The sequence below is a fragment of the Bacillus sp. FSL H7-0578 genome (genome assembly GCF_038630855.1).
Lineage (GTDB): Bacteria > Bacillota > Bacilli > Bacillales > Bacillaceae > Bacillus > Bacillus safensis.
The window spans coordinates 558185-584250 of sequence record NZ_CP152045.1; the positions used below are offsets into that span (position 1 = coordinate 558185).

Here is a 26066-nt window from a genome sequence, read left to right on the forward strand (position 1 = left end):
GGAAACAAACATCATGCAAAAACCGATTCGTGAGCAAAAAGCAGTACTCGTGATTTTATTAAGTAATATATTTATTGCGTTTTTAGGCATCGGTCTCATTATTCCTGTCATGCCGCTATTCATGAATGTCATGCATCTAACAGGGAGTACGATGGGATACCTTGTGGCGGCGTTTGCCGTTGCCCAGCTCATCGCATCACCTATTGCAGGGAGATGGGTAGACCGCTACGGAAGAAAGATTATGATTGTGTCTGGGCTGTTTCTATTCGCGTTATCAGAACTCGTTTTTGGTCTTGGTACACACGTGTATGTTCTGTATTTTGCAAGGCTTCTAGGCGGTATTAGTGCGGCATTTATTATGCCGGCTGTCACTGCGTATGTCGCAGATATTACGACCGTTCAAGAAAGATCAAAGGCAATGGGCTATGTCTCTGCGGCCATTAGTACTGGTTTTATCATCGGTCCGGGAATTGGCGGGTTTATAGCAGAATACGGCGTACGCCTGCCATTCTTCTTTGCGGCAGGGATTGCGTTTATTGCCGTCATTTCGTCTATGTTTATGCTAAAGGAGCCTTTAACAAAAGAAGAGCGAGAGAAGCAAATGAATGAAGTGAAAGAATCGACTTTCTTTAAAGATTTGAAAAAATCAATTCATCCAAGCTACCTCATCGCCTTTATCATTGTGTTTGTCCTCGCATTTGGACTATCTGCATATGAAACAGTCTTTAGCTTGTTCACAAATCATAAGTTTGGATTTGGTCCAAAAGATATTGCCGTGATCATTACCGTCAGCTCGATTGTGGCTGTCATCATACAAGTACTTGTGTTTGGTAAACTGGTAAATGCCCTAGGAGAAAAAAGAGTCATTCAGCTATGTCTGATTATCGGGGCTGTCCTTGCTTTCGTTTCAACTGTTGTTTCAGGCTTTTTGGTTGTTCTGATTGTCACATGTGTCATTTTCCTTGCCTTTGATTTATTACGTCCAGCATTAACGACCTTCTTATCTAAAATCGCTGGCAACCAGCAAGGATTTGTCGCAGGAATGAACTCCACCTACACAAGCCTAGGTACGATTTTCGGGCCGGCACTTGGCGGCATCTTATTTGACCAAAATATTCACTTCCCATTTCTATTCGCAGGTGTTGTCTTATTTCTTGGATTAGGCTTAACCCTGATTTGGAAGGGAAAAGTGTCAGAAGAGGCAGCGGCAGAATAATGTCATGCAGAAGAAAGAGACCTTTTAACTAAGGTCTCTTTCTTTAATTGCGTGATTGATGCAGAAGAATTCCTTTTGCTGAAAAGAGACCTGAATGTCAGCAGCTTTTTCTTTATAATGGAAGGAAAGGAGGAGAATTCGTACATCTCTTAGAACGGCAAAATACACCATCAATGAAAAAAGGAATTCGGCAGATTGATCCGGCATATCCAGTGTTTGTAGATGCGGTCATGGATGGTTTTATTCAAGGAAATCTTTATGTAGATAATGAAGCGCATCCGCTTGTTTATTTTCTCGAAGCTTCATGCGGCATTTATTATGTAGCAGGAAGGAGTGAAGCGGAGCTGTTACGTTCCTCAGCCTTTATCGTGGATGTGTACGAAAGGCAGAAAAGACAAAACGGCCGATTTACCATATTTTCAGCAAATCCATTAACAGATGCGATGATGAAAAAATGTCTTGGGTTACATCTGAATGAAATGGAAAGACATGCGTACGTTTATTCACAGGCATATTCTCATGCCACTCAGCCTCATCCAGGCTATAGAGTAGAGCGGACAAATGAGCAGGTGATGACTGCAAGCAGTGCTTTCCCTCCTAGCTATTACGAAGCCTATTGGGGAGAAACAGCTCGTTTTCTATCAAAGGGAATCGGGATTGCCATTTTAAATGGAGAGAACGTGGTAAGTGAATGCGTCTCTATTTTTTCAAGTATGGATCGTGCGGAGATAGATATTTGGACAGATGAGTCTTATCGCGGAAAAGGTTTGGCGCTGCTGGCCGCTCAGCATATGATCAGCATCTGTCTTGAAAAAAAGAGGACACCGCATTGGGATTGCGATGTCCATCACCTAGCTTCAATCAAACTAGCAGAGAAGTTAGGCTTTCATAGGCTCAAAACCTATCGATTGTTTTATGGTTCAAGATGAGAAGGTTTTGAGATACCAAGCATCCATTGCAGAATGCTCAGAGCCTTCAAGCGGTTCTGAAAGAAGAGAAAAGCCATATCGATGATAAAGGCCTATAGCTGCTGTTAATTCCCGGCGGGTTTCTAAATAACACGCTTCGTAGTATGCAGAGGCATATTCCAGCGCCGTATCCATCAGTTTTTTGCCCGCACCTTTTCCTTGTGCTTTTGGACTTAAATAAAGCTTTTGTAATTCACATACTCCCTTTGTAAATGGAGCAATCCCTACACCGCCCACAATCTCACCCTGCTCTTCAGCAATCCAATAGGCTGCATGAGTCAATGATTGATAGTATTCGAAAAGCTGGTCAAGTTGGGGATCAGTGTAGGCTGTTCCTTCAATCGCTAGATTCGCTGATTCTAGTGACTGGCGGATAATCGCTGCGATATACGGGTTGTCTTTTTGCTCAATGGGTCTAATGTTCATTTGAAGTACCTCCATTGTTATGGGTTAGGAGTTGATATCACATGTTCTGGCTGCAAACCGCCTTTTTTACAATCGTTGTCTTGTGTCTCTCATGGTGGGCAGGGAAAAGACGCCGGCAGCGCCATGCGGGGTTCATTGTCCCAATATGCTTGATTTTATTTGGTTTGGTTTTATTGATTGTTAGTTTTTTTATTGGCAGATGGGAAGGCATGGTGCTTAGTCTAGCGAGTATCTCTATCGTTCTCTCTTCCATTATTTGTTTAATCATCGTCACTGGAATTCAATTTTTTAAAAAAGATGACCCTTCTTAAGCAGGAGCATCTGTATTCATCATGTTTTTATATTCTTCACGAAGGATGCCCATGATGATGACATCTGAGTATGTACCGTTGAAATAGAGCGCTTGGCGTCTTTTTCCTTCGTATTGAAATCCGGCTTTCTCATAGCTTCGAAAGGCCCTTGGATTGTGGGAAAAGACTTCAAGCTCAAGACGGTTGAGTTCTAATGTGTCAAAGGCAAATGCTTGAACCATCCGAACAGCTTCAGTGCCATAGCCTTTTTGAAAATGCTCTGGCCCGTGAAGCGCAATGCGGAAGCTTGCCGTATGATTGATTGGATCAATGTCCACAATCGCCGCATCTCCAATCATCTCTTTCGTGTCTAGCAGACAAATGGCGAAATCTCGTCTGCTGTCATCTTGCAAAAAGCGAGTATAGGCGGAGCGAATTTCTTCTAGTGTGAACGTTTTGCGTGTGCCAGTCATATAAAGTGTTTCTGCATGCTGGCATCCTCTTTGAATACCAGGATAATCTTGCTCTTCAATCGGTCTCAAAAATATACGAGTCATGACGGATCACCCTCCTCTATATATCGAGAGATTTCAATTAAATTCAGATCAGGATCACGGATATAAACAGATTCAATTGGACCTAATGTACCTGTGCGTCTGACCGGCCCCTCTTCAATGGGGACCACTTGCTTCCGGAGGTGCAGCAGCAAACTGTCCATGTCTAAATCGGTGATAAAGCACAAATCATGAGATCCAGGAAGAGGATGAGCTGCTTTTGGCTCAAATTCATGACCAGCTTCATGAAGGTTGATCTTCTGTAAACCAAAACGAAGCGCTTTACGGCCTTCACCAAAAGTTTCTTCCTTCATCCCTAATACGTTTGTATAAAAGCGAATGGTGTCCTCCATATGTTGTACAGTCAACACGATATGATCAAGTCGTCGTATCATCAGTCTCTCCTCCAAGTATGATCATTGATTGAACTGACTCTATTATATCATCACCTGAAGAGGATACCTTATTTAATCACGGTTTTATAGCTCCAGCTTTCCAAGGACACTTCCTTTCCACGCAGTACCCTTTCATCAAACTCCATCCAGCCATTTTTTCGGTAGAAATGACGATTGGCCTCGTTGTGTGTCATCAGTGTAAACAGTCCGCCGCCTTGCCGGGCGATAAAGGGAAAAAGGCATTGCTTTAACATGCGGCTTCCGAGTTTTTTTCCTTGCTGGTCTTTTGCCACGACAAGTGCTTCTAAATACCAGTAAGGCTGCTTTAAGGAAGAACATGCCTTTTTCGCCTCCTTTAACACACGGAACACATGCTGAACCGCCGATATACCGCCAATGAAGAGCAGCTTTAACCCACCTGATAACACATAATCCATGAAGCTTGGTTCAGGAAGACGCGGATGCTTTAAAAGGGCAGCAGACACAATGTTCTCGTTTTCAACCCCGACCAAACAGATTTGATGCTGAAAATACACCTTTGTATTGACCAAATGCAGCTGACGAGCGAAAGCAGACCGGTTTGAGACCTTTTCACATAATAGGTCAAAAAATGAATAGTCATGAAACGAATCATCTAACAACTCTGCCACTTGAGGCAGTTCATCCTCTCTAGCAAGTCTAAAATGAAACATATAATGGTCCTCCTTTACTGAACACATATAGATTATTGAACATGTGTTGAGTATAATAAGAAGTAAACCAATCGAACATCGGCAATGGATGAGATCCTGTTCATAAATAGACATTTGGCGCCTGATTGTTCAACAATGGAGGGGATGTCATGAAGGACAGACGAACAATCAAAACAAAAAGAGCCATTCGGGAAAGCTTCCTTGAGCTGTTAAAGGAAAAGGAAGTGCAGCAGATTACGGTATCAGAGCTATCAAGGAAAGCGGATTTAGGCAGGGGAACCTTTTATTTGCACTATCAAGATGTGTTTGATTTATATGAACAGCTTGAGAAAGAACTATTCGATCAGCTCGGGGGGTTATATGATGAAACCTTTCCAAGTCAGGACCCTCTTGATATGCTTTCCTTTTTAAACAAAACGACGGAGTACTTGAAAGAGAATCAATATATGTTGACGTTATTTGTAAAACCAAATGGTCCAACGACAAACCAATTCAAAGCATTTTTCAAAGAAAAAATCATGAAAGAATGGCAGCTTGATCAGCGGCCGATTACAGAGAATGAGCAAATAGAGGCCTCTTTTGTCGTGTCTGGTGTCGTGGGTGTACTCGAGGAATGGATTCACGAAGAAATGACCATTGATGCCGGCAAGCTCGCGCATAAATTATACGAACTTCTTCTCAAGGTGGAACAGGAATCGTAAAAAGTTATGTAGCCTTTGTCTTTCCTTTTTGATAAAATAGAATATATGTTCTTATTTGAAGTAAGGGAGTGGTGGGAGTGAGTGAGAAAAGGAAGCTGCTTTTTTATGGGGCGATGAGTATCGATGGATATTTAGCGAGAGAGGATCACCGGCTCGATTGGCTGATAGGGACAGAGGGCGAAGAAGAAACGAGCTACGACACCTTTTATGCGTCAGTCGATACGCTGATCATGGGGCGCAATACATATGAACAAGTGCTTCAGCTGTCACCAGATGAGTTTCCTTATGAAGGAAAGACATGTTATATCATGTCACGTACGTTACAAGACAGTCTGGAAGGAACCCATATCATTCGCGAAGATGTCTTATCATTTGTGAAAAAATTAAAGAATGAAACAGGCCGGAATATTTGGATTGTCGGCGGCGGGGGACTGCTTCAATCTTTCATAAAAGAAAGATTGGTTGATGAGCTTTTTCTTCAAATCGTACCTGTCATCATTGGAAGAGGAATTCCTCTCTTTTCGCCGGCGGATCTTGAATCCAAGTTTTCATTACAGGAAGTAAATCAATATAAACAAATTGCTGAAATGCATTTTATCTTAAAAGAAGAGGATCACTGAACCAAGGTGGTCTTTTTTTTATGAAATAAACTCGTTGACAAGAAAAAATCCTAGTGTTAGGATAAATTTATCCTAACACTAGGATTTCTTGAAAAAGGAGTAGTTGCCATGGTGCAGCATGATCATGAATTAGATTTAAGGCTATTCCGCGTGTGGATGAAAGCCTATCAAGCCCTTTTTACAAATATCCAAAAAGACATTGAACGTTATGATATCGGATTTGAAAACTTTCAGATCCTTGAATTGCTCTACAGTAAAGGGCCTCAGCCTGTTCAAAAAATTAGCGATATCCTCTCAATCCCAAGTGGAAGCATGACATATGTCGTGAACAAACTAGAAAAACAAGAACTGGTGAAAAGGCAATGTGCGCCTTCAGATAAGCGGGTATTTCATGTACGGCTGACGGAAAAAGGGAAGCAATTGTTTGACGATATTTTCCCTAAACACACAGAGGTCATTTCGCAAAATCTAGCCTTTATTGAAAAAGAAGAAAAAGAGCAGCTCATTGAATTACTGAAAAAAATCGGTTTAGGTGCAAAACAACTTCGCGAAAAGGGGAAACAAGATGACACTCAGCTTTGATACGTTGGTACGTGAAAGACGATCCGCATCAAATTTTTTGCCAAATATCTCGATTTCGAGAGAAGAGCTTAACAGCATATTTGAAGAGGTCAAGCTGGCACCATCAGCTTTTAACTTACAGCATACACAATATGTTGTCGTCCAAACAGAAGAGCTGAAAGAACAAGTAAGAGAAGCGGCATTTGGACAATATAAAGTGCACTCTGCTTCAGCAGCGATCATCGTACTCGGAGATCCAAAAGCTTATGAGCACGCAGGGAACATATATGAAGGCCTAAAAATGCTAGGCATTATCAATGCGCAGCAATATGAAGAAATGGTCAGAGAGACCATGAGCTTTTATGTGCAGAGAGGAGCCGATTTCCAGAAGGAAGAGGCGATCCGCAATGCTTCCTTATCTGCCATGCTGTTTATGCTTGCCGCTAAAAATAAAGGCTGGGATACTTGCCCGATGATCGGTTTTGATCCCGAAGCAATGAAAAAGGTATTAAACATTCAATCAGATTTGGTTCCTGTGTTAATGATTACACTCGGAAAAGAAAAAGTAGAGAGCAGACAAGCGAGAGGCTATAGAAAGCCAGTTTCTGAATTTGTGACATATTTATAAGACAGGGGGTTCCCATTATGGAACTAGGAATTAGTACATTTGTTGAAACAACACCCGATTTTCAAACAGGAAAAACAGTCAGTCACGCACAGCGTATTCGAGAAGTAGTAGAAGAAATTATTTTAGCAGATCAAGTCGGTCTCGATGTATTTGGCGTAGGTGAGCATCACCGTGAGGATTTCGCCGCATCGAATCCAGCTGTCGTCTTAGCGGCTGCAGCCACACAAACAAAAAATATTCGTCTGACAAGTGCTGTGACAGTTCTTTCATCAGCAGATCCTGTTCGTGTATTTCAGGATTTTGCAACGCTAGATGGACTATCAAACGGACGTGCAGAAATTATGGCAGGCCGTGGTTCATTTATTGAATCATTCCCGCTCTTTGGCTATGACCTTGATGACTATGAAGAATTATTTGAAGAAAAGCTTGATTTGCTGTTGAAATTACAGCAGTCAGAGCGTGTAACATGGAGCGGAAAGCATCGCCCATCCATTCAGGATGTTGGGGTGTACCCAAGACCTGTTCAAGATCCGCTTCCAATCTGGATCGGCAGTGGAGGAAACCGTGAATCTGTCGTACGTGCTGGATTACTAGGGTTACCGCTTGTACTTGCCATTATTGGCGGAAGTCCTAGACAGTTCGCACCGCTCGTTCAGCTGTACAAGCAAGCGGCAGTGCACGCTGGACATGACCCTGAGAACTTAACTGTAGCATCACATTCTCATGGATTTGTTGCGGCAGAAACAGACATGGCAGCAGATCAATTCTTCCCATCTACACAGCATGTGATGAACACATTAGCGAGAGAGCGCGGCTGGGGACCTTATACTCGTTCTACGTTTGATGCAGCGAGAACTTTAGAAGGCGCGCTGTATGTAGGAGATCCAGATACAGTGGCAGAGAAAGTCATTCACCTTAGAAAAAATGTAGGCATCACACGTTTTATGCTTCATGTACCGGTTGGTTCAATGCCGCATGATCAAGTGCTGAAAGCCATTGAGCTATTTGGAAAAGAAGTGGCTCCTAAAGTAAGAGAAGAGGTTGCCCGCTGGGAAGCAGAGCAAAAATAAATAAAAAGGCCGATCAAGAGAATAGGCTTGATCGGCCTTTTCTTATGCTTAAGGATCAGTGATACATGGTTTTACTGTAGGGCATTTGGCAGCAGAAGCAAACGGTGTGATCGCCAAAGAGAAGAGGAAAACAAGTTGAAAACAGATGAGCCATTTTTTCATGAAATCACCTCCGTTCACAATTGTTTCACTAGATTGAGATGAGGATAAATGCATAGAAGTATGTAACACTCTCTATCCAGCATAAGACAATGATATCATAATTTTCTAAAAAATGAAAAAATAAACTTACAAAAGTTCTAAATTATGGTATAGTTTATACGTTCAACAAAAAAGGGAGGGATTTTTTTGTGAAAAAGGTCATGTCTTCTGTTTTGGTTGGAGCAATTGTCTTAACGGGTGCTGGGGTCGCAACTGCTCCAGTGGAAGCAAAGGAGCAAACAAAAAGTGAAGTAACGGCGCAGGCCAGTCGAACTGTTTCAGTAACAAGAACATATACGACATCAAACATCCCAGAAAGTATTGTATATGCAGAGGATGGCTGGGTAGGGATTTTAAAACAAACCTCTATTGAAGAATTAGGATTAGGAAAATATAGAGTCACATTTACTGGAACAGTGGTACGCGATCCGGGATTTAATTAAATAAAACGCAAAGCTGACAGGTGGACAAGCCTGTCAGCTTTTTTCATGAGGATAATAAAGAATCATTTGCATCCGTACCATTTGTTCTCCGGTTTGTTTATACGTGTGCGTCCGGTCCGCTTTAAAACGAATAGAGTCTCCGGCTTTTAAGGTGTATTGTTCATCACCAATGGATAAATCAAGGACTCCCTCAAAAACAGTGATCAATTCTTCTGTTCCCCCAATGTGTTCACTCGCACGAAGCGACCCGCCTCGATCAATTTCCACTCGGTACATTTCAAATTTCCCCCGGTCGTCGAAAGGGAAAGTCGTGTATACACGATATTTTCCATCATCTTCAGTTAAAACCTGTGCATCTTCCTTGCGTACTACCTTGATTTCAGGCTGTGGTGCGTGAATGAGCTCACTAAAAGATACCTTTAATCCGTTGGCGATTTTCCACAAAGTCGTGATGGTAGGGGTCGATTCTCCTCTTTCAATTTGTCCAATCATCGTCTTGCTGACACCAGTTAATTCTGCCATCTTTTCTAGGCTCAATTTTTTTTGATCTCTAAGAAGCCTCACATTTTTCGAAATAATCGATTGTACGTCTTCCATGAAAAAACTCCTTTCTCTATTTACTTTATAAAGATCAAACGGTACAATAAAACGCATCATACGTAATAAAGTAATTAAAGTCTATATAACGTATAAGGGAGGTTTCATCTTGATTGTATCTATGTTGATCTATGCTTTTGTTAGCAGCTTTACCCCAGGGCCAAACAACATCATGGCCATGGTCTTTACGAATAAATATGGGGTCAAGCAAACATTTCGATTTTGTTTAGGTGTGGGGATCGGATTTCTCGTTATTTTGTGTTTGAGCTGTTTCTTTAATATCATTCTTTATCAAGTGATGCCGAAAATAGGCTGGGTCATGGCGTTCATCGGAGCTGCATACATGATTTATTTAGCGGTCAAAATCATGAAAAGTAAAGGCGGGAATGACGAAACACTTGATCGCTACAATCATTTTATCCCTGGTATGATGCTGCAATTTATCAACCCAAAAGCGATCTTGTATGGATTGACTGTGATTTCAACATTTGTTTTGCCATATGGACAATCTAATATGCAGTATGTCATATGGACGCTGATTCTCGCACTCATTGGCTTTCTCGGTACATTCAGCTGGAGCTTATTTGGCTCTTTGTATAAGCGTTTTTTGACTGCTTACGAAAAACCGTTCCAGTATGTGATGGGGCTGCTTCTGATATACAGTGCGATTTCAATGATATGGGACTATGTGATGTAAGTAGTCAGGAGCTTGGCCGCTGTCTGCCCATCACAACAGTATCATAATATAATCCGTCACTCAGCCGTTTATCGTTTTTTAATACGCCTTCAATCAAAAAGCCGTGGTTCTCATATAACCGAATGGCTTTTTTGTTCGTTTCCAGCACTTGAAGTGACATCTTCTGAATACCCTGCTGATCTGCCCAGTCGATCGAAGCGGCTAAAAGCTCTTTCCCGATGTGATAGCCCCAAGCATCTTTCTGGATGGCAACGCCAAATGTCACTTTGTGAGCAGATCGCTTGAGTAAATGGCCCTCGCATCTTGAAAAACCGACAATTTTTCCTTCAATAGCAGCGACCAAAAATAAATGCCGGCTTTGTTTAGTATCCTCTTGAATCAAAGCCTCAAATGCTTTTTCATCAAGAAAGGCTTCGCCTGGTTCACGGTCTAAATATTCTGTTTCACCATCGATTTTCAGTCTGAGAGCTGATAACTGCTTGGCATCAGCCGCTGAAGCGGACCGAATATGATAGGTCAACCCACGAACTGTGAATATCTTTTTAGAGATGATCATTAATGAGAACACCCACCCTTCTTTCCAGTATGTCTATCATACCTGAAACGTGTACATCGCACACTCAGATGTTTTGTATCTTTCAAAAAGGCTAAATGAATAGTATCAAACGTGGAGGTGGAACAAATGAGTAAAGAAAAAGGACATATGGATAAAGCGAAAGGAAAAACAAATCAAGTCAAAGGTCAAGTCAAAGAAAAGCTTGGTGAAGCAGCCGATCATCAAAACTTGAAAGCAGAAGGGAAAAAGGATCAAGCAAAAGGAAAGCTTCAAGATAAAAAAGGGGATGTCAAAAATAAGCTGAACGAGTAGAACCGAAACTAGTAGGTTGCTTCATGTATTCCTCATCACATGTCTTTCATCAAAAAAATGAATAGATGTGTGAAAAGAATTGATTATACGTTCTCACGATCATCATATAGACTTGATATAGAAGACATGATCAAGGGAGATGGATGAAATGGAGCACGTGTGGGAGAACGTCGACGAGTATATCACAGACAAGCTGATCCCTAAAGATGATGTATTGGAGCAAACCCTTACTCATAATAAGCAAGCGGGTCTGCCAGAAATTGATGTGTCACCAGCCCAAGGGAAAATGCTTTATTTATTAGCAAAAACGAAGAATGCAAAGCGCATTTTAGAAATCGGGACACTCGGTGGATACAGTACTATTTGGCTGGCGCGTGCTCTTGAGGAGGATGGGGAACTCATCACATTAGAGGCTGTCAGCCATCATGTACAGATCGCACAGCAAAACATCAGCAGAGCGGGCTTATCGGAACGGGTGAGCATTTTGGAAGGAAAGGCATTAGATACGTTATCTCAGTTAAAAGAGAAGGCTGCGCTTCCATTCGATTTCATTTTCATTGATGCAGATAAACCGAACAATCCGAAATATCTGAAGTGGGCGTTAGATTTCTCGAAAAAGGGAACAGTGATTATTGCAGACAATGTCGTCAGAAATGGTGCAGTCCTTCATAACTCTGATGAGGATGAACGAGTACAAGGAACTCGTGAATTTTTCGATTTGCTCAAACAAGAGCCGAGAATAGAGGCAACAGCGATTCAAACTGTTGGGGAAAAAGGTTATGATGGATTTGTATACGGAATCGTCAAATGAAACAAAGCTTAACCACATGTGGTTAAGCTTTTTCTTTTAGAAAAACCATCTAGCAGTGCCCATCAGCATGACGCCGACAAGAACAGTAAGTGACAAGCTTTTGGTCCAAACAGCAATGAGTACAGTAGGAGTCAAGACAGCCAGATACATCCAGTGGATAGTGACGCCTGTGCCTGTTGTTGTATGGATGAAGAGATGCTCTGCAATCAAAGCTGCAAAGATACAAATAGGAATAAACGATAACCATTTCAGCACCACTTCAGGCAGCTGAATACTCCGTACAAATATAAAGGGTACGACTCTCGGAATGACGGTGACGATCATACAACCAACAATGAGCCATAACATAAAGCTGCTGATCATTTATCTGTCACCACCCCAATGGTTGCGACAAGTACAGTAGCTATGAGAACAGCCACATGTGATGGAACAAAATGAAGCAGAACAAACATGGCAACGACCATATACAAGACAAGCGACAGGCGATGAGTTAACTTATTTTTGGGTACTGTCTGTAACGAAAGGACTAGCAGTGCGGCAAACATCGCTGATAAAGCAAAATCAAGACCAAGCGCTTCAGGATTTGAAATCCAGTGTCCAAAAATGCCGCCAAGTATGCAGGCTGCAATCCAGCATAAATACGCCGTTATGTTCAGTCCGTGCATCCACCTGTTATTCAGCTTTCCTTGCTGCGCTAATTTATTCATCGCTACACCGAAGGATTCATCAGTCAGCAAAAGACCGAACCCAATATTTTGTTTCACAGAGTAGCGTGTAAAATGAGGAGCAAGCGTCAGGCTGAGCAATAAATGACGCAGATTCACAATAAATGTGGTGAAAATAATAGCAGAAAGGGGACTCCCTGTCACAAGCAGTGCACAGATAATAAACTGTGAAGCACCTGCGTAAATAAAAATCGATAAAAGCGCAATGTCCCATATACTTAACTGTGCGCTAATTCCAACAATTCCGAAGGCAAACCCAATACTCATATAACCGAGCAGGGTTGGCACACAATCTTTTATTCCCTCAAGAAACGGTTCATGTTCCGTGCTGGGAATGTGTTTCCTCGCTTCAATATCCAACGTCCTCTACTCCTTTTCTCCGTGGCCACCAATAGTTTTACTTACTATATGAAAACGAATTCAGCATGTCAATACCCGTTTATCTTCTATTATATGAAGAAAAATGGTGACAAAAAAGGATTGAAGTCAACCAGAATTTGTTATAAAGTAGTCTGAAAATAAAAACAAATGAGGTGACGACAATGCTATGGAAGCCTTTATTTGAACATGATGTACCAAACACCCTCCGTCCATAACGGAGAGTGATCTCCGTTTGTGGATATGGCGGTCAATATATCCAGTAACGGAGGGGAAAAGATGAAGGAAAAATATATAGGCGCCCTTTACCTAGCAATCGCTGCAAGTATTTGGGGCGGCATGTACGTTGTTGTCAAAGTAACAGTAGCGGTGGTTCCGCCGCTTGAGCTTGTATGGATGAGATATGCTGTAGCAGGAATCGTGCTGGTGTGCACCATTTGGCGCTTGGGCTATTCCTTTCGATTAGATAAAAAAGATATCCCGCTTGTTGTCATGATCGGATTGATCGGAAATTTCCTATCAATTGTGACCCAAGAAATTGGCACCATGTATACGTCGGCACAAATGGGGGCTGTGATTACATCTGCGACCCCTGCTTTTATGGTGCTGTTTGCGTTCTTTCTATTAAAAGAAGCTATGACTGTTCGAAAGTGCGCATCCATCCTGCTTGCGACAGCAGGTGTATGGCTCATGATTGGACCAGTCGCAGTGCAAACAGATGAATTTGTTGGCGGTCTTTCATTAGTTTTCGCTGCTTTAACTTGGGCGCTGATGTCTGTTTTGCTGAAACGAGTTCCAGGAAAATACCCTCAAGTCGTGACGACCACATATGCGATCATCATTGCATTCATTGTCTTAACACCACCTGCTTTATTTCGTTTACCTCATCTAGATGTGGAGCAGATGGCCAGGCCAGAGATTTGGGGCGGTATTCTCTATCTAGGCATCATCTCAACAGCTCTAGCATTCTTTTTGTGGAATAGAGGGCTTCAATTGATGGATGCCTCGAGCGGCGGTCTGTTCTTCTTCTTTCAACCGATCGTAGGGACAGCTCTTGGCTGGCTGCTTTTAGGTGAAGAGATGGGGATACGCTCATTCATTGGGATTCTGTGTATCTTTGCAGGAGTCTATACTGTATTGCGTCAAAAGGAATAAAAGAAGATGTCCCTTCTAACAGGGGCATCTTCTTTATAAATGAGAGAGGGTAGGGAAACAGGATGATACAATTTCCGCATTTGCAAAAAGGACAAACAATTGGCGTCACAGCACCTTCGTCAGGTGTACAGCCATCTTTGCATGACATGTTTCAGCTTTCATGTGAACGAATGAAACATAGAGGCTATGATGTTATATGTGGAGAGACGGTCTGGCATCAGGAAAAGGCAAAATCTGCCCCTGCGATAGAACGAGCAAACGAACTTCAGTACATGATGACATGTGAGGAGATTGACCACATCATCCCGCCATGGGGAGGACAGCTGCTTATGGAAGTGTTAGAGCACCTCGATTTCTCATCCATGCAAAAAAAGTGGATTCTAGGATACTCAGATACGAGTGCACTCCTGCTGGCGTTGACATTAAAAACAGGCATTGCTACAGCGCATGGGCCGAACCTAGTAGATCTTCAGGGAGAAGAGCTTGATCAAACGACTGTCATGTGGGAAGAGGTGCTTTCAACAAAAGGGGAAATGGCCATAAGCCAGTTTTCTTCATCTATGTATCAAAAGGAATGGAAGCGTGACGATCCGATTAAACATGTCTTTCATTTAACAGAATCTACTGCATGGCATACGGTTGATCAACAAGAAAAGATGGTAAAGGGAAGACTGCTGGGTGGCTGCATTGATGTCATACGTCATTTAGCAGGGACACCTTATGGGGACGTCAAAACTTTTCAGAAAACATTCATAAACGATGAACCAATTCTCTGGTATTTCGAAAACTGCGAATTAAATGCTGCAAGCGTGAAGAGATCGCTTGTGCAATTAAAACTAGCAGGGTGGTTTGATCACTGTTCAGGTATGATGTTTGGGCGAAGTGCAGTAGATGTGCCTGTTGAAGGGTATCAGTATCAGGATATATATGAAGAATTACAAAAGGAACTACAAATCCCCATTTTTTACGATATAGATTGTGGGCATGTCCCGCCGCAAATGACGCTGATTAATGGGGCATATGCAGAAGTACAGCTGCAACCTCAAGGAAAAGCCGTACTTAAGCAAACATTTTTAGCATAAAAAAGGAAAGGGTGAACCCTTTCCTTCATATAACATTACATCCCTTTTGTTTCTTCACCCGCTTTAGGAACTTCCCACGCTGACTCACGGAATACTTTTTCCCATTTAGATACGACAATACATGCTACGGCATGCCCTGGAACATTCACGCCTGTTCGTGCCATATCCATAATTCGGTCAACACCGGCTATGATGGCAACGCCTTCTGCTGGAAGACCGACTGCATGAGCGGTTGCCAAAAGAACAACGAGTGAACCGGATGGCACAGCTGCAATACCTTTACTCGTTAACACAAGAACAAGCATCATCAAAAGCTGCTGTGACAGACTCATGTCGACACCAAACGCTTGTGCAAGAAATACGCAGGCAACCGATAAATATAAACTTGATCCGTCACAATTGAGAGAAAGACCAGATGGAATTACAAAGGAAACGATTCTTTTTGGACACCCGTATTTCTCCATTCGTTCCATCAATTGAGGAAGGACAGTTTCAGTACTCGTAGTAGAGAAGGCAACAAGGAACAAATCCCAAATCATTTTTAATACTTCGAAGTAGTTAAAACGGAAGATCAGTGCGACCAGAGGGAATAAAGCAAAGAGAATAATGAATAATCCTAAAAATACAGTCCCGACAAGCTTCATCATTGGGATTAATAAAACAATGCCATATTGGCCGACAGAAGCAGCCATTAATGCAAGAACCCCAATAGGTGCTGTCACCATCACCATCTGTGTGAGCTTAAACATGATTTGTGCCACTGATTCAAAGAAGGTGAGAACAGGAGCAGAAGCTTTACCGATGCCGCTTGCCGCTACACCAAATAAGATGGCGAAGAAAATGACAGCAAGTAAATCATTCTGAGCCATAACATCGACGATATTGGTTGGAATGATATCTAATACCATTTGTTTAAAGTCAACGACCTTCTCAGTATAACCATCTAATTCCCCAATATCTTTCTTAGCTAATTTAGAGAAATCGAGGCCAACCCCAGGCTTTAGCCCGTTTGCCAATAATAATCCGATCCCAAGAACGATGGTTGTGATGACCTCAAACCAAATGATCGTCTTTAATCCAAGGCTGCCCATTTTCTTCATGCCGCCGCTGCCGGCTGCACCAATAACAATGGTAGAGAAAACGATTGGAACAACGATCATTTTAATCAGCCTGATGAATCCATCTCCAATTGGCCTGAGTGCCATTCCGAAGTCAGGGAAGAAATGGCCGATAAGAGCTCCTATCACCAAAGCGATCATGATTTGAAAAGCGATAAACTTTTTCATCATCTCCTACCTCCTTTAAATGTCTGGAAAAGTATTAAGAATTTTCTAATAAATAAAAATTCTATGTGGCCATGTTTTGTCCTCCTTTGTATTTAGAAAGATTTTATTTAAGAATCATTGGAATTATGAAGAAAGAGAAGAAAATAGGGCTATTACATGTCTATTGATCTAAGAAAAAATCAATTTTAAAAAACATGAAACTTTTTTAGAAAAATGTATTGACCCTTTTATGTGATTCATGGTATATTTTTATTCGTCGCTGATGACGTATTTGAAACGCAGACGTTCACACACATGCGGCAAACAAATTTTAAAAAGATGTTGACTTAAGAAAAACGATATGTTAAGATAATTAAGTCGCCTGATTAAGCGCCCGTAGCTCAATTGGATAGAGCGTTTGACTACGGATCAAAAGGTTAGGGGTTCGACTCCTCTCGGGCGCGCCAATACAAACCACGCGGGTGTAGTTTAGTGGTAAAACCTCAGCCTTCCAAGCTGATGTCGTGAGTTCGATTCTCATCACCCGCTCCATTTTGAACATGATCTTTGAAAACTAAACAAGACAAAACGTACCTGTTAATTCGAGTTTTTATAAAAAAATCCTATGAAACTTCATAGGTAGTCAGTCAAACTGGCGAAAAGCAAAACTTCGGTTTTGTACTTTTTCGGAGAGTTTGATCCTGGCTCAGGACGAACGCTGGCGGCGTGCCTAATACATGCAAGTCGAGCGGACAGAAGGGAGCTTGCTCCCGGATGTTAGCGGCGGACGGGTGAGTAACACGTGGGTAACCTGCCTGTAAGACTGGGATAACTCCGGGAAACCGGAGCTAATACCGGATAGTTCCTTGAACCGCATGGTTCAAGGATGAAAGACGGTTTCGGCTGTCACTTACAGATGGACCCGCGGCGCATTAGCTAGTTGGTGGGGTAATGGCTCACCAAGGCGACGATGCGTAGCCGACCTGAGAGGGTGATCGGCCACACTGGGACTGAGACACGGCCCAGACTCCTACGGGAGGCAGCAGTAGGGAATCTTCCGCAATGGACGAAAGTCTGACGGAGCAACGCCGCGTGAGTGATGAAGGTTTTCGGATCGTAAAGCTCTGTTGTTAGGGAAGAACAAGTGCGAGAGTAACTGCTCGCACCTTGACGGTACCTAACCAGAAAGCCACGGCTAACTACGTGCCAGCAGCCGCGGTAATACGTAGGTGGCAAGCGTTGTCCGGAATTATTGGGCGTAAAGGGCTCGCAGGCGGTTTCTTAAGTCTGATGTGAAAGCCCCCGGCTCAACCGGGGAGGGTCATTGGAAACTGGGAAACTTGAGTGCAGAAGAGGAGAGTGGAATTCCACGTGTAGCGGTGAAATGCGTAGAGATGTGGAGGAACACCAGTGGCGAAGGCGACTCTCTGGTCTGTAACTGACGCTGAGGAGCGAAAGCGTGGGGAGCGAACAGGATTAGATACCCTGGTAGTCCACGCCGTAAACGATGAGTGCTAAGTGTTAGGGGGTTTCCGCCCCTTAGTGCTGCAGCTAACGCATTAAGCACTCCGCCTGGGGAGTACGGTCGCAAGACTGAAACTCAAAGGAATTGACGGGGGCCCGCACAAGCGGTGGAGCATGTGGTTTAATTCGAAGCAACGCGAAGAACCTTACCAGGTCTTGACATCCTCTGACAACCCTAGAGATAGGGCTTTCCCTTCGGGGACAGAGTGACAGGTGGTGCATGGTTGTCGTCAGCTCGTGTCGTGAGATGTTGGGTTAAGTCCCGCAACGAGCGCAACCCTTGATCTTAGTTGCCAGCATTCAGTTGGGCACTCTAAGGTGACTGCCGGTGACAAACCGGAGGAAGGTGGGGATGACGTCAAATCATCATGCCCCTTATGACCTGGGCTACACACGTGCTACAATGGACAGAACAAAGGGCTGCAAGACCGCAAGGTTTAGCCAATCCCATAAATCTGTTCTCAGTTCGGATCGCAGTCTGCAACTCGACTGCGTGAAGCTGGAATCGCTAGTAATCGCGGATCAGCATGCCGCGGTGAATACGTTCCCGGGCCTTGTACACACCGCCCGTCACACCACGAGAGTTTGCAACACCCGAAGTCGGTGAGGTAACCTTTATGGAGCCAGCCGCCGAAGGTGGGGCAGATGATTGGGGTGAAGTCGTAACAAGGTAGCCGTATCGGAAGGTGCGGCTGGATCACCTCCTTTCTAAGGATATATGGAGCAGCGTACGTTTTCGTCTTGTTTAGTTTTGAAGGATCATTCCTTCAAAACATGTCTCTAGCGAGACAGGATTGTTCTTTGAAAACTAGATAACAATAAGTAATACATTCACATTGAATGCAATGCAAAGTTCATCACACATAGTGATTCTTTCTAAAGTAAGAAATGGTTAAGTTAGAAAGGGCGCACGGTGGATGCCTTGGCACTAGGAGCCGATGAAGGACGGGACGAACACCGATATGCTTCGGGGAGCTGTAAGCAAGCTTTGATCCGGAGATTTCCGAATGGGGAAACCCACTGCTCGTAATGGAGTAGTATCCATACTTGAATACATAGAGTATGAGAAGGCATACCCGGGGAACTGAAACATCTAAGTACCCGGAGGAAGAGAAAGCAAATGCGATTCCCTGAGTAGCGGCGAGCGAAACGGGAACAGCCCAAACCAAGAGGCTTGCCTCTTGGGGTTGTAGGACACTCTATACGGAGTTACAAAGGAACGATATAAGCGAAGAGGTCTGGAAAGGCCCGCCAAAGAAGGTAACAGCCCTGTAACTGAAATGTCGTTCTCTCCAGAGTGGATCCTGAGTACGGCGGAACACGTGAAATTCCGTCGGAATCCGGGAGGACCATCTCCCAAGGCTAAATACTCCCTAGTGACCGATAGTGAACCAGTACCGTGAGGGAAAGGTGAAAAGCACCCCGGAAGGGGAGTGAAATAGATCCTGAAACCGTGTGCCTACAAGTAGTCAGAGCCCGTTAACGGGTGATGGCGTGCCTTTTGTAGAATGAACCGGCGAGTTACGATCCCGTGCAAGGTTAAGCAGAAGATGCGGAGCCGCAGCGAAAGCGAGTCTGAATAGGGCGCATGAGTACGTGGTCGTAGACCCGAAACCAGGTGATCTACCCATGTCCAGGGTGAAGTTCAGGTAACACTGAATGGAGGCCCGAACCCACGCACGTTGAAAAGTGCGGGGATGAGGTGTGGGTAGGGGTGAAATGCCAATCGAACCTGGAGATAGCTGGTTCTCTCCGAAATAGCTTTAGGGCTAGCCTCAAGGTAAGAGTCTCGGAGGTAGAGCACTGATTGGACTAGGGGCCCCTACCGGGTTACCGAATTCAGTCAAACTCCGAATGCCGATGACTTATCCTTGGGAGTCAGACTGCGAGTGATAAGATCCGTAGTCGAAAGGGAAACAGCCCAGACCGCCAGCTAAGGTCCCAAAGTATACGTTAAGTGGAAAAGGATGTGGAGTTGCTTAGACAACCAGGATGTTGGCTTAGAAGCAGCCACCATTTAAAGAGTGCGTAATAGCTCACTGGTCGAGTGACTCTGCGCCGAAAATGTACCGGGGCTAAACGTATCACCGAAGCTGCGGACTGTTCTTACGAACAGTGGTAGGAGAGCGTTCTAAGGGCTGTGAAGCCAGACCGGAAGGACTGGTGGAGCGCTTAGAAGTGAGAATGCCGGTATGAGTAGCGAAAGACGGGTGAGAATCCCGTCCACCGAATGCCTAAGGTTTCCTGAGGAAGGCTCGTCCGCTCAGGGTTAGTCGGGACCTAAGCCGAGGCCGAAAGGCGTAGGCGATGGACAACAGGTTGATATTCCTGTACCACCTCCTCACCATTTGAGCAATGGGGGGACGCAGGAGGATAGGGTAAGCGCGGTATTGGATATCCGCGTCCAAGCAGTTAGGCTGGGAAATAGGCAAATCCGTTTCCCGTAAAGGCTGAGCTGTGATGGCGAGCGAAATTTAGTAGCGAAGTTCCTGATTCCACACTGCCAAGAAAAGCCTCTAGCGAGGTGAGAGGTGCCCGTACCGCAAACCGACACAGGTAGGCGAGGAGAGAATCCTAAGGTGATCGAGAGAACTCTCGTTAAGGAACTCGGCAAAATGACCCCGTAACTTCGGGAGAAGGGGTGCTTCTTAGGGTGTTAAAGCCCCGAGAAGCCGCAGTGAATAGGCCCAGGCGACTGTTTAGCAAAAACACAGGTCTCTGCGAAGCCGTAAGGCGAAGTATAGGGGCTGACGCCTGCCCGGTGCTGGAAGGTTAAGAGGAGCGCTTAGCGTAAGCGAAGGTGCGAATTGAAGCCCCAGTAAACGGCGGCCGTAACTATAACGGTCCTAAGGTAGCGAAATTCCTTGTCGGGTAAGTTCCGACCCGCACGAAAGGCGCAACGATCTGGGCACTGTCTCAACGAGAGACTCGGTGAAATTATAGTACCTGTGAAGATGCAGGTTACCCGCGACAGGACGGAAAGACCCCGTGGAGCTTTACTGCAGCCTGATATTGAATGTTGGTACAGCTTGTACAGGATAGGTAGGAGCCTTGGAAACCGGAGCGCTAGCTTCGGTGGAGGCATCGGTGGGATACTACCCTGGCTGTATTGACCTTCTAACCCGCTGCCCTTATCGGGCAGGGAGACAGTGTCAGGTGGGCAGTTTGACTGGGGCGGTCGCCTCCTAAAATGTAACGGAGGCGCCCAAAGGTTCCCTCAGAATGGTTGGAAATCATTCGCAGAGTGTAAAGGCACAAGGGAGCTTGACTGCGAGACCTACAAGTCGAGCAGGGACGAAAGTCGGGCTTAGTGATCCGGTGGTTCCGCATGGAAGGGCCATCGCTCAACGGATAAAAGCTACCCCGGGGATAACAGGCTTATCTCCCCCAAGAGTCCACATCGACGGGGAGGTTTGGCACCTCGATGTCGGCTCATCGCATCCTGGGGCTGTAGTCGGTCCCAAGGGTTGGGCTGTTCGCCCATTAAAGCGGTACGCGAGCTGGGTTCAGAACGTCGTGAGACAGTTCGGTCCCTATCCGTCGCGGGCGCAGGAAATTTGAGAGGAGCTGTCCTTAGTACGAGAGGACCGGGATGGACGCACCGCTGGTGTACCAGTTGTTCTGCCAAGGGCATCGCTGGGTAGCTATGTGCGGACGGGATAAGTGCTGAAAGCATCTAAGCATGAAGCCCCCCTCAAGATGAGATTTCCCATTCCGCAAGGAAGTAAGATCCCTGAAAGATGATCAGGTTGATAGGTCTGAGGTGGAAGCGTGGTGACACGTGGAGCTGACAGATACTAATAGATCGAGGACTTAACCTATATTCTAATGTGAAGCATGAACATTGTTATCTAGTTTTGAGAGAACATTCTCTCCATCAGGTTTGGTGGCGATAGCGAAGAGGTCACACCCGTTCCCATACCGAACACGGAAGTTAAGCTCTTCAGCGCCGATGGTAGTTGGGGGTTTCCCCCTGTGAGAGTAGGACGCCGCCAAGCTTGTTATCTTTATATCATCGCGGGGTGGAGCAGTTCGGTAGCTCGTCGGGCTCATAACCCGAAGGTCGCAGGTTCAAATCCTGCCCCCGCAACCAAAATGGTCCGGTAGTTCAGTTGGTTAGAATGCCTGCCTGTCACGCAGGAGGTCGCGGGTTCGAGTCCCGTCCGGACCGCCATTTTTATGACTTGTAAACGAAAACGTATAGTTTCGTTTTTTTTTATGTCTTTTTCTTTCTACAAGTACCCAAGTTGCAATGAAATGATTTGTGTTTGGCTACACTATAAGAAAGAATAGATAGATTACCTCAACTCAGCCTGGTTTTTTCACACCAGGCTTTCTTTATATCATTTTTAGTTGGAACTGAGACTTATATTCGCTACACTAATACTAACTGTGTTTGACCTCATGTCTACTTAACCAATTGATTGCAAGAAGGGGCTGTCTTTTTATGGATGAATTTGATCTTATTCGCCGAATCACACCAAAAGATACATATCAGCGCTCTTTGATCATGGGCATCGGTGATGATGCAAGTGTTTATCAACCTCATTCACATTGTGAAGAGGTCGTTTGTGTTGATACAATGGTGGAGCATGTTCATTTTCGTTTTGACTTTTCCACACCATTTGAAGTTGGCTTTAAGGCAGTGGCAGTCAATGTCAGTGATATCGCTGCAATGGGAGGGACCCCAAAGTATTATCTTGTTTCAATTGCGATCCCGCCTCATGGTGATGAGACAATCGTCACGGAACTTTACGAGGGAATGAAAGCGTTGGCTGACTCTTATCATATGGATTTAATTGGTGGAGATACAGTGGCCACCCGCAGTGACTTTGTTATTACCGTGACGGTGATTGGTGAGGTTTCAAAGGGAAAAGCTTGTTATCGTCACAGTGCTCAGACTGGAGACGTTGTCTTTGTCACAGGTGAACTCGGTTCATCAGCTGCTGGGTTATCAATCTTAATGAACAAAGCAGCCCCTTCTAAGGCGGTCGATGCTGATTTTTTTCTTAAGCGTCATAAAATGCCTCAGCCTCATATTGCTGCTGGACACATTTGTTCAAGTTTCCCGCGGGTCACCTTGAATGATGTGAGTGATGGATTAGCGAGTGAGTTGAATGAGATAGCCGAAGCGAGCTGTGTGATGATCGAGATAGAAGCTGATAAGCTTCCAATTCATCCAGATTTACAGGTGCTGCGCAAAGACTGGCTTGAATGGGTGTTATTTGGAGGAGAAGACTTTGTTTTAACTGGTACGATACCAGAATCTGATTGGGAAAGCTTTGAATCGCAATGTCAAAAAGAAGGCATTCAGATCACACGTATTGGACAAGTCAAAGATGATCAAGCAGCCAGTGTTATGTTAAAAGACAATGATCAACAAACAATGTTAATGAAAAAAGGATATAATCATTTTAAGAAATGAGGTGACATCACCGGTGAAATTAACATGGACGACAAAAGGTGCGGATGAGACGAAACGAATTGCCGCTGCTTTGGCCAAACTTGTGATGCCAGGCGATGTATTGACATTAGAAGGAGATTTAGGTGCAGGCAAAACCACTTTTTCAAAAGGTTTTGCGGAAGGCTTAGGAATTACCCGTATCGTCAACAGCCCCACCTTTACAATTATTAAAGAATATACTGATGGCAGACTGCCACTTTATCATATGGACGTGTATCGCATGGAAGATGCAGATGAAGAGATCGGACTCGAAGAATATTTTGAGGGTGAAGGTATATGCTTGGTTGAATGGGCACATCTTATTGAGCCTCAATTGCCTTCTTCCTATTTAAAAATAGAAATGCTGAGAACAGAACGTGAAGAAGAACGGCATCTCACGTTTGATGCAAAAGGGGAGCGTTATGAGACCCTTTGTAAGGAGATGAAAGAATTTGACCATACTGGCCATTGATACATCAAACCATACACTAGGAATTGCTCTTGTAAGAGATTTCACTGTGATTGGCGAGAGCATTACGTATTTAAAAAAGAACCATTCCGTCCGAGCGATGCCTACTGTTGAAGCATTGATGAAAGAATGTGGTGTATCACCAAGCGAACTAAGCAAAATCGTTGTAGCAAAAGGACCTGGTTCTTACACTGGCGTCAGAATCGGTGTTACCATCGCAAAAACACTTGCGTGGACGCTGTCTATCCCGATATCAGCTGTTTCGAGTTTAGAAACACTTGCGGCAAATGGCCAATATTTTGATGGATATATCTCACCTCTATTTGATGCGAGAAGAGGCCAAGTTTATACCGGACTATATATGTTTGAAAAGGGTAAGATCAAAGAGGTAGAACCAGATCAAAATATCCTGCTCACGGATTGGCTTCATGAACTGAAGCAGACAGGAAAGCCTGTTCTATTTCTTGGACAAGATGTGCATCTTCATGAAGATAGCATAAGCTCCATTTTAGGAGAAACGGCTGTACTGGCAGAGGGGACATTTCATAACCCAAGACCTGCAGTGCTTGCATTTTTAGGCGCAGATCGTCCTGCTGAAGATGTCCATCAGCTTGTTCCTAACTATATTCGTTTGGCAGAAGCGGAAGTGAAATGGCTTGAAGGACAAAAATAATCTTAACCTAGCAGAGATTCGACAAATGACAGTAGCAGACATTCCAGAGGTGTATACGATTGAAGTGCATTCGTTTACAGCACCCTGGAAAAAGGAATCGTTTGTGTATGAGATTCTCCATAACCAATACAGCCATTATTTCCTCATCGAAGAAGATAAGAAGCCTGTTGGGTATTGCGGGGTCTGGATTGTCATGGACGATGCACAAATTACGAACATTGCCATTCTCCCTGAGCATAGAGGAAAAGGCTACGGGGAAGCATTGCTTCGACATGTCATGGAATTTTGCAAAGAAAAAAAGTCAGATCATCTTTCTTTAGAGGTGCGGGTTTCGAATACACCAGCACAATCCCTCTATGAAAAGCTCGGTTTCAGACCAGCTTCAATTCGAAAGAATTATTATACGGATAATGGAGAAGATGCATTAGTCATGTGGGTGAATATAAATGAGTGAACAAACAGATCGATTCATATTAGGTATAGAAACAAGCTGCGATGAAACAGCTGCGTCCATTGTCAAAAATGGAAAGGAAATCGTGGCAAATGTTGTGGCCTCGCAAATAGACAGTCATAAACGATTTGGCGGTGTTGTACCCGAAATTGCTTCAAGGCATCACGTGGAGCAAATCACCATCGTATTAGAAGAAGTGATGGCACAGGCGGGTATGAGCTTTAAGGATTTAGATGCGATTGCTGTCACAGAAGGACCTGGCCTCGTCGGTGCTCTGCTGATTGGTGTCAATGCAGCAAAGGCACTGAGCTTTGCCCATCAAATTCCTCTTGTAGGTGTTCATCATATTGCAGGGCATATTTATGCAAACCAGCTTGTTGATGAATTGGAGTTTCCGTGTTTAGCTCTTGTTGTCTCTGGCGGACATACTGAGCTTGTTTTAATGAAGGAGCACGGATCTTTTGAGGTCATCGGAGAAACATTAGATGATGCAGCTGGAGAAGCGTACGATAAAGTGGCCCGGACGATGGGTCTCCCGTATCCAGGCGGACCTCACATTGATCGGTTAGCGCATGAAGGGGAGCCGACAATTAAGCTTCCTCGTGCATGGCTTGAAGAAGGGTCCTATCACTTTAGCTTCAGTGGTTTAAAATCAGCTGTGATCAACACCTTACACAATGCGTCACAAAAGGGTGAAACGATTGCCCCAGAGAATTTGGCCGCAAGTTTTCAAGCAAGCGTCATTGAGGTGCTTGTTGGGAAAACATTGAAAGCAGCAGAAGCCTATGGTGTGAAGCAAGTTGTTCTAGCTGGAGGAGTCGCTGCCAATAAAGGACTAAGAGAAGCTTTAACCTCAGCATTTACGAAGCTGCCAGACGTGAAGGTCATTATTCCGCCATTATCTCTTTGTACAGACAATGCAGCCATGATCGCTGCTGCTGGAACCGTTGCATTTGAAAAAGGAATCAGAGGCGATATGACGATGAATGGCCAGCCAGGGTTATCACTAGTCTCATATGAATGAAAACTCCTGTGGATTACAGGGGTTTTTTATTTTTCGATGAAAGCGATTTATTCACATGTAAACGTTATATATCCACAATTGTTAGAAAATTTTGTTTTAAAATGAAGAGGGTGTGTATAAATATGATCTTTTTTGTGGA

Annotated in this window: 28 protein-coding genes, 4 tRNA genes and 3 rRNA genes; 26 read left to right on the forward strand and 9 right to left on the reverse strand. The window is 44.1% G+C overall.

The genetic code is table 11. The annotated features are described in order from the left end of the window. Nucleotides 1-13: 13 nt before the first annotated feature. Nucleotides 14-1216, forward strand: a complete 1203-nt coding sequence (locus MHB41_RS02745; protein WP_087975217.1) for an MFS transporter — start codon at nucleotides 14-16, stop codon at nucleotides 1214-1216. A 173-nt stretch (nucleotides 1217-1389) separates the two neighbouring features. Further along, entirely contained in the window at nucleotides 1390-2145 is a 756-nt protein-coding gene (locus MHB41_RS02750; protein WP_340899285.1) for a GNAT family N-acetyltransferase, read from the forward strand. On the opposite strand, the gene MHB41_RS02755 is transcribed toward MHB41_RS02750, so the two are convergent. Next, a complete protein-coding gene (locus MHB41_RS02755) occupies nucleotides 2137-2610 on the reverse strand; it encodes a GNAT family N-acetyltransferase (protein ID WP_208946086.1) in 474 nt (157 codons plus the stop codon). The genes MHB41_RS02750 and MHB41_RS02755 overlap by 9 nt on opposite strands. 41 nt (nucleotides 2611-2651) lie before the next feature. Here MHB41_RS02755 and MHB41_RS02760 point away from each other — a divergent pair, with 41 nt between their 5' ends. Then, nucleotides 2652-2921: a YesK-like family protein gene (locus tag MHB41_RS02760; protein WP_024425418.1), complete on the forward strand. Its 270-nt coding sequence runs from the start codon at nucleotides 2652-2654 to the stop codon at nucleotides 2919-2921. Here the strand turns inward: MHB41_RS02760 and MHB41_RS02765 are convergent. The 3 genes from MHB41_RS02765 to MHB41_RS02775 form a co-directional block, all read right to left on the reverse strand. After that, entirely contained in the window at nucleotides 2918-3457 is a 540-nt protein-coding gene (locus MHB41_RS02765) for a GNAT family protein (protein WP_024427798.1), read from the reverse strand. The genes MHB41_RS02760 and MHB41_RS02765 overlap by 4 nt on opposite strands. Then, complete coding sequence (locus MHB41_RS02770; RefSeq protein ID WP_024425420.1) at nucleotides 3454-3849, reverse strand: VOC family protein; 396 nt, start codon at nucleotides 3847-3849, stop codon at nucleotides 3454-3456. Before MHB41_RS02770 ends, MHB41_RS02765 begins: the two co-directional genes overlap by 4 nt. 68 nt (nucleotides 3850-3917) lie before the next feature. Beyond that, nucleotides 3918-4541 carry a GNAT family N-acetyltransferase gene (locus MHB41_RS02775; RefSeq protein ID WP_340899281.1) on the reverse strand — a complete coding sequence of 208 codons (624 nt, stop codon included), beginning with the start codon at nucleotides 4539-4541 and terminating at the stop codon, nucleotides 3918-3920. Between the two features lie 149 nt (nucleotides 4542-4690). Here MHB41_RS02775 and MHB41_RS02780 point away from each other — a divergent pair, with 149 nt between their 5' ends. From MHB41_RS02780 to MHB41_RS02805, 6 genes are all read left to right on the forward strand, one after another. Beyond that, nucleotides 4691-5242 (forward strand): TetR/AcrR family transcriptional regulator, encoded by a 552-nt coding sequence (locus MHB41_RS02780; RefSeq protein WP_024425422.1) that lies wholly within the window; start codon nucleotides 4691-4693, stop codon nucleotides 5240-5242. Between the two features lie 77 nt (nucleotides 5243-5319). Beyond that, the gene (locus MHB41_RS02785; protein WP_024427796.1) at nucleotides 5320-5862 is read left to right on the forward strand and encodes a dihydrofolate reductase family protein; all 543 of its coding nucleotides are present in this window, start codon (nucleotides 5320-5322) and stop codon (nucleotides 5860-5862) included. Nucleotides 5863-5970: 108 nt separating this feature from the next. Further along, entirely contained in the window at nucleotides 5971-6444 is a 474-nt protein-coding gene (locus tag MHB41_RS02790; protein ID WP_041116800.1) for a MarR family transcriptional regulator, read from the forward strand. Beyond that, entirely contained in the window at nucleotides 6428-7051 is a 624-nt protein-coding gene (locus MHB41_RS02795; protein ID WP_024425425.1) for a nitroreductase family protein, read from the forward strand. Before MHB41_RS02790 ends, MHB41_RS02795 begins: the two co-directional genes overlap by 17 nt. A gap of 17 nt (nucleotides 7052-7068) precedes the next feature. Then, the gene (locus MHB41_RS02800) at nucleotides 7069-8121 is read left to right on the forward strand and encodes an LLM class flavin-dependent oxidoreductase (RefSeq protein ID WP_024427794.1); all 1053 of its coding nucleotides are present in this window, start codon (nucleotides 7069-7071) and stop codon (nucleotides 8119-8121) included. Between the two features lie 350 nt (nucleotides 8122-8471). Next, nucleotides 8472-8765 (forward strand): hypothetical protein, encoded by a 294-nt coding sequence (locus MHB41_RS02805; RefSeq protein ID WP_024427793.1) that lies wholly within the window; start codon nucleotides 8472-8474, stop codon nucleotides 8763-8765. A gap of 33 nt (nucleotides 8766-8798) precedes the next feature. Here the strand turns inward: MHB41_RS02805 and MHB41_RS02810 are convergent, their stop codons facing one another. Then, entirely contained in the window at nucleotides 8799-9362 is a 564-nt protein-coding gene (locus MHB41_RS02810; RefSeq protein WP_024425428.1) for an XRE family transcriptional regulator, read from the reverse strand. A gap of 109 nt (nucleotides 9363-9471) precedes the next feature. On the opposite strand from MHB41_RS02810, the gene MHB41_RS02815 reads away from it, so the two are divergent. Further along, nucleotides 9472-10059 (forward strand): LysE family transporter, encoded by a 588-nt coding sequence (locus MHB41_RS02815; RefSeq protein WP_061110609.1) that lies wholly within the window; start codon nucleotides 9472-9474, stop codon nucleotides 10057-10059. A gap of 4 nt (nucleotides 10060-10063) precedes the next feature. Here MHB41_RS02815 and MHB41_RS02820 read toward each other — a convergent pair whose 3' ends face one another. After that, nucleotides 10064-10615, reverse strand: a complete 552-nt coding sequence (locus MHB41_RS02820) for a GNAT family N-acetyltransferase (protein ID WP_034284071.1) — start codon at nucleotides 10613-10615, stop codon at nucleotides 10064-10066. A 126-nt stretch (nucleotides 10616-10741) separates the two neighbouring features. Between MHB41_RS02820 and MHB41_RS02825 the strand changes: the two genes are divergently transcribed. Then, on the forward strand, nucleotides 10742-10927 hold the full coding sequence (locus tag MHB41_RS02825; protein ID WP_034284069.1) for a CsbD family protein: 186 nt from the start codon (nucleotides 10742-10744) through the stop codon (nucleotides 10925-10927). Between the two features lie 148 nt (nucleotides 10928-11075). Next, the gene (locus tag MHB41_RS02830) at nucleotides 11076-11738 is read left to right on the forward strand and encodes an O-methyltransferase (protein WP_120209042.1); all 663 of its coding nucleotides are present in this window, start codon (nucleotides 11076-11078) and stop codon (nucleotides 11736-11738) included. A gap of 36 nt (nucleotides 11739-11774) precedes the next feature. On the opposite strand, the gene MHB41_RS02835 is transcribed toward MHB41_RS02830, so the two are convergent. Together MHB41_RS02835 and MHB41_RS02840 are read right to left on the reverse strand one after the other, a co-directional pair. Next, a complete protein-coding gene (locus MHB41_RS02835; RefSeq protein ID WP_034284067.1) occupies nucleotides 11775-12101 on the reverse strand; it encodes an AzlD domain-containing protein in 327 nt (108 codons plus the stop codon). Next, the gene (locus tag MHB41_RS02840) at nucleotides 12098-12823 is read right to left on the reverse strand and encodes an AzlC family ABC transporter permease (RefSeq protein WP_041116816.1); all 726 of its coding nucleotides are present in this window, start codon (nucleotides 12821-12823) and stop codon (nucleotides 12098-12100) included. The genes MHB41_RS02835 and MHB41_RS02840 overlap by 4 nt, the downstream gene beginning before the upstream one ends. A gap of 297 nt (nucleotides 12824-13120) precedes the next feature. On the opposite strand from MHB41_RS02840, the gene MHB41_RS02845 reads away from it, so the two are divergent. After that, nucleotides 13121-13996: a DMT family transporter gene (locus MHB41_RS02845; RefSeq protein WP_034284064.1), complete on the forward strand. Its 876-nt coding sequence runs from the start codon at nucleotides 13121-13123 to the stop codon at nucleotides 13994-13996. 62 nt (nucleotides 13997-14058) lie between these two features. Then, complete coding sequence (locus MHB41_RS02850; RefSeq protein WP_120209044.1) at nucleotides 14059-15078, forward strand: S66 peptidase family protein; 1020 nt, start codon at nucleotides 14059-14061, stop codon at nucleotides 15076-15078. Nucleotides 15079-15113: 35 nt separating this feature from the next. Here the strand turns inward: MHB41_RS02850 and gltP are convergent, their stop codons facing one another. Continuing rightward, a complete protein-coding gene (gene gltP / locus MHB41_RS02855) occupies nucleotides 15114-16364 on the reverse strand; it encodes a glutamate-aspartate/proton symporter GltP (protein WP_024425437.1) in 1251 nt (416 codons plus the stop codon). 369 nt (nucleotides 16365-16733) lie between these two features. Here gltP and MHB41_RS02860 point away from each other — a divergent pair. The 12 genes from MHB41_RS02860 (at nucleotide 16734) to tsaD (ending at nucleotide 25927) form a co-directional block, all read left to right on the forward strand. After that, nucleotides 16734-16810 (forward strand) — tRNA-Arg (locus MHB41_RS02860). 11 nt (nucleotides 16811-16821) lie between these two features. After that, a tRNA-Gly gene (locus MHB41_RS02865) sits at nucleotides 16822-16895 on the forward strand. Between the two features lie 131 nt (nucleotides 16896-17026). After that, a 16S ribosomal RNA gene (locus MHB41_RS02870) occupies nucleotides 17027-18575 on the forward strand. Between the two features lie 182 nt (nucleotides 18576-18757). Beyond that, nucleotides 18758-21688: ribosomal RNA gene (locus MHB41_RS02875) — 23S ribosomal RNA — on the forward strand. A 61-nt stretch (nucleotides 21689-21749) separates the two neighbouring features. Continuing rightward, nucleotides 21750-21865: ribosomal RNA gene (rrf, locus tag MHB41_RS02880) — 5S ribosomal RNA — on the forward strand. Together the 16S, 23S and 5S rRNA genes with 4 tRNA genes alongside form the textbook arrangement of a ribosomal RNA operon. 18 nt (nucleotides 21866-21883) lie before the next feature. Then, nucleotides 21884-21960 (forward strand) — tRNA-Met (locus MHB41_RS02885). Between the two features lie 4 nt (nucleotides 21961-21964). Further along, a tRNA-Asp gene (locus tag MHB41_RS02890) sits at nucleotides 21965-22041 on the forward strand. Between the two features lie 273 nt (nucleotides 22042-22314). Beyond that, nucleotides 22315-23292 carry a thiamine-phosphate kinase gene (gene thiL / locus MHB41_RS02895; RefSeq protein ID WP_041115977.1) on the forward strand — a complete coding sequence of 326 codons (978 nt, stop codon included), beginning with the start codon at nucleotides 22315-22317 and terminating at the stop codon, nucleotides 23290-23292. Nucleotides 23293-23305: 13 nt separating this feature from the next. Continuing rightward, on the forward strand, nucleotides 23306-23782 hold the full coding sequence (tsaE, locus tag MHB41_RS02900) for a tRNA (adenosine(37)-N6)-threonylcarbamoyltransferase complex ATPase subunit type 1 TsaE (protein ID WP_034283027.1): 477 nt from the start codon (nucleotides 23306-23308) through the stop codon (nucleotides 23780-23782). Next, nucleotides 23763-24452, forward strand: coding sequence for a tRNA (adenosine(37)-N6)-threonylcarbamoyltransferase complex dimerization subunit type 1 TsaB (gene tsaB / locus MHB41_RS02905; RefSeq protein WP_070326861.1), 690 nt, complete (start codon nucleotides 23763-23765; stop codon nucleotides 24450-24452). Before tsaE ends, tsaB begins: the two co-directional genes overlap by 20 nt. Nucleotides 24453-24477: 25 nt before the next feature. Further along, the gene (gene rimI / locus MHB41_RS02910; RefSeq protein WP_327827380.1) at nucleotides 24478-24906 is read left to right on the forward strand and encodes a ribosomal protein S18-alanine N-acetyltransferase; all 429 of its coding nucleotides are present in this window, start codon (nucleotides 24478-24480) and stop codon (nucleotides 24904-24906) included. Beyond that, nucleotides 24899-25927, forward strand: coding sequence for a tRNA (adenosine(37)-N6)-threonylcarbamoyltransferase complex transferase subunit TsaD (gene tsaD / locus MHB41_RS02915; protein ID WP_065215059.1), 1029 nt, complete (start codon nucleotides 24899-24901; stop codon nucleotides 25925-25927). The genes rimI and tsaD overlap by 8 nt, the downstream gene beginning before the upstream one ends. Nucleotides 25928-26066 lie beyond the last annotated feature (139 nt).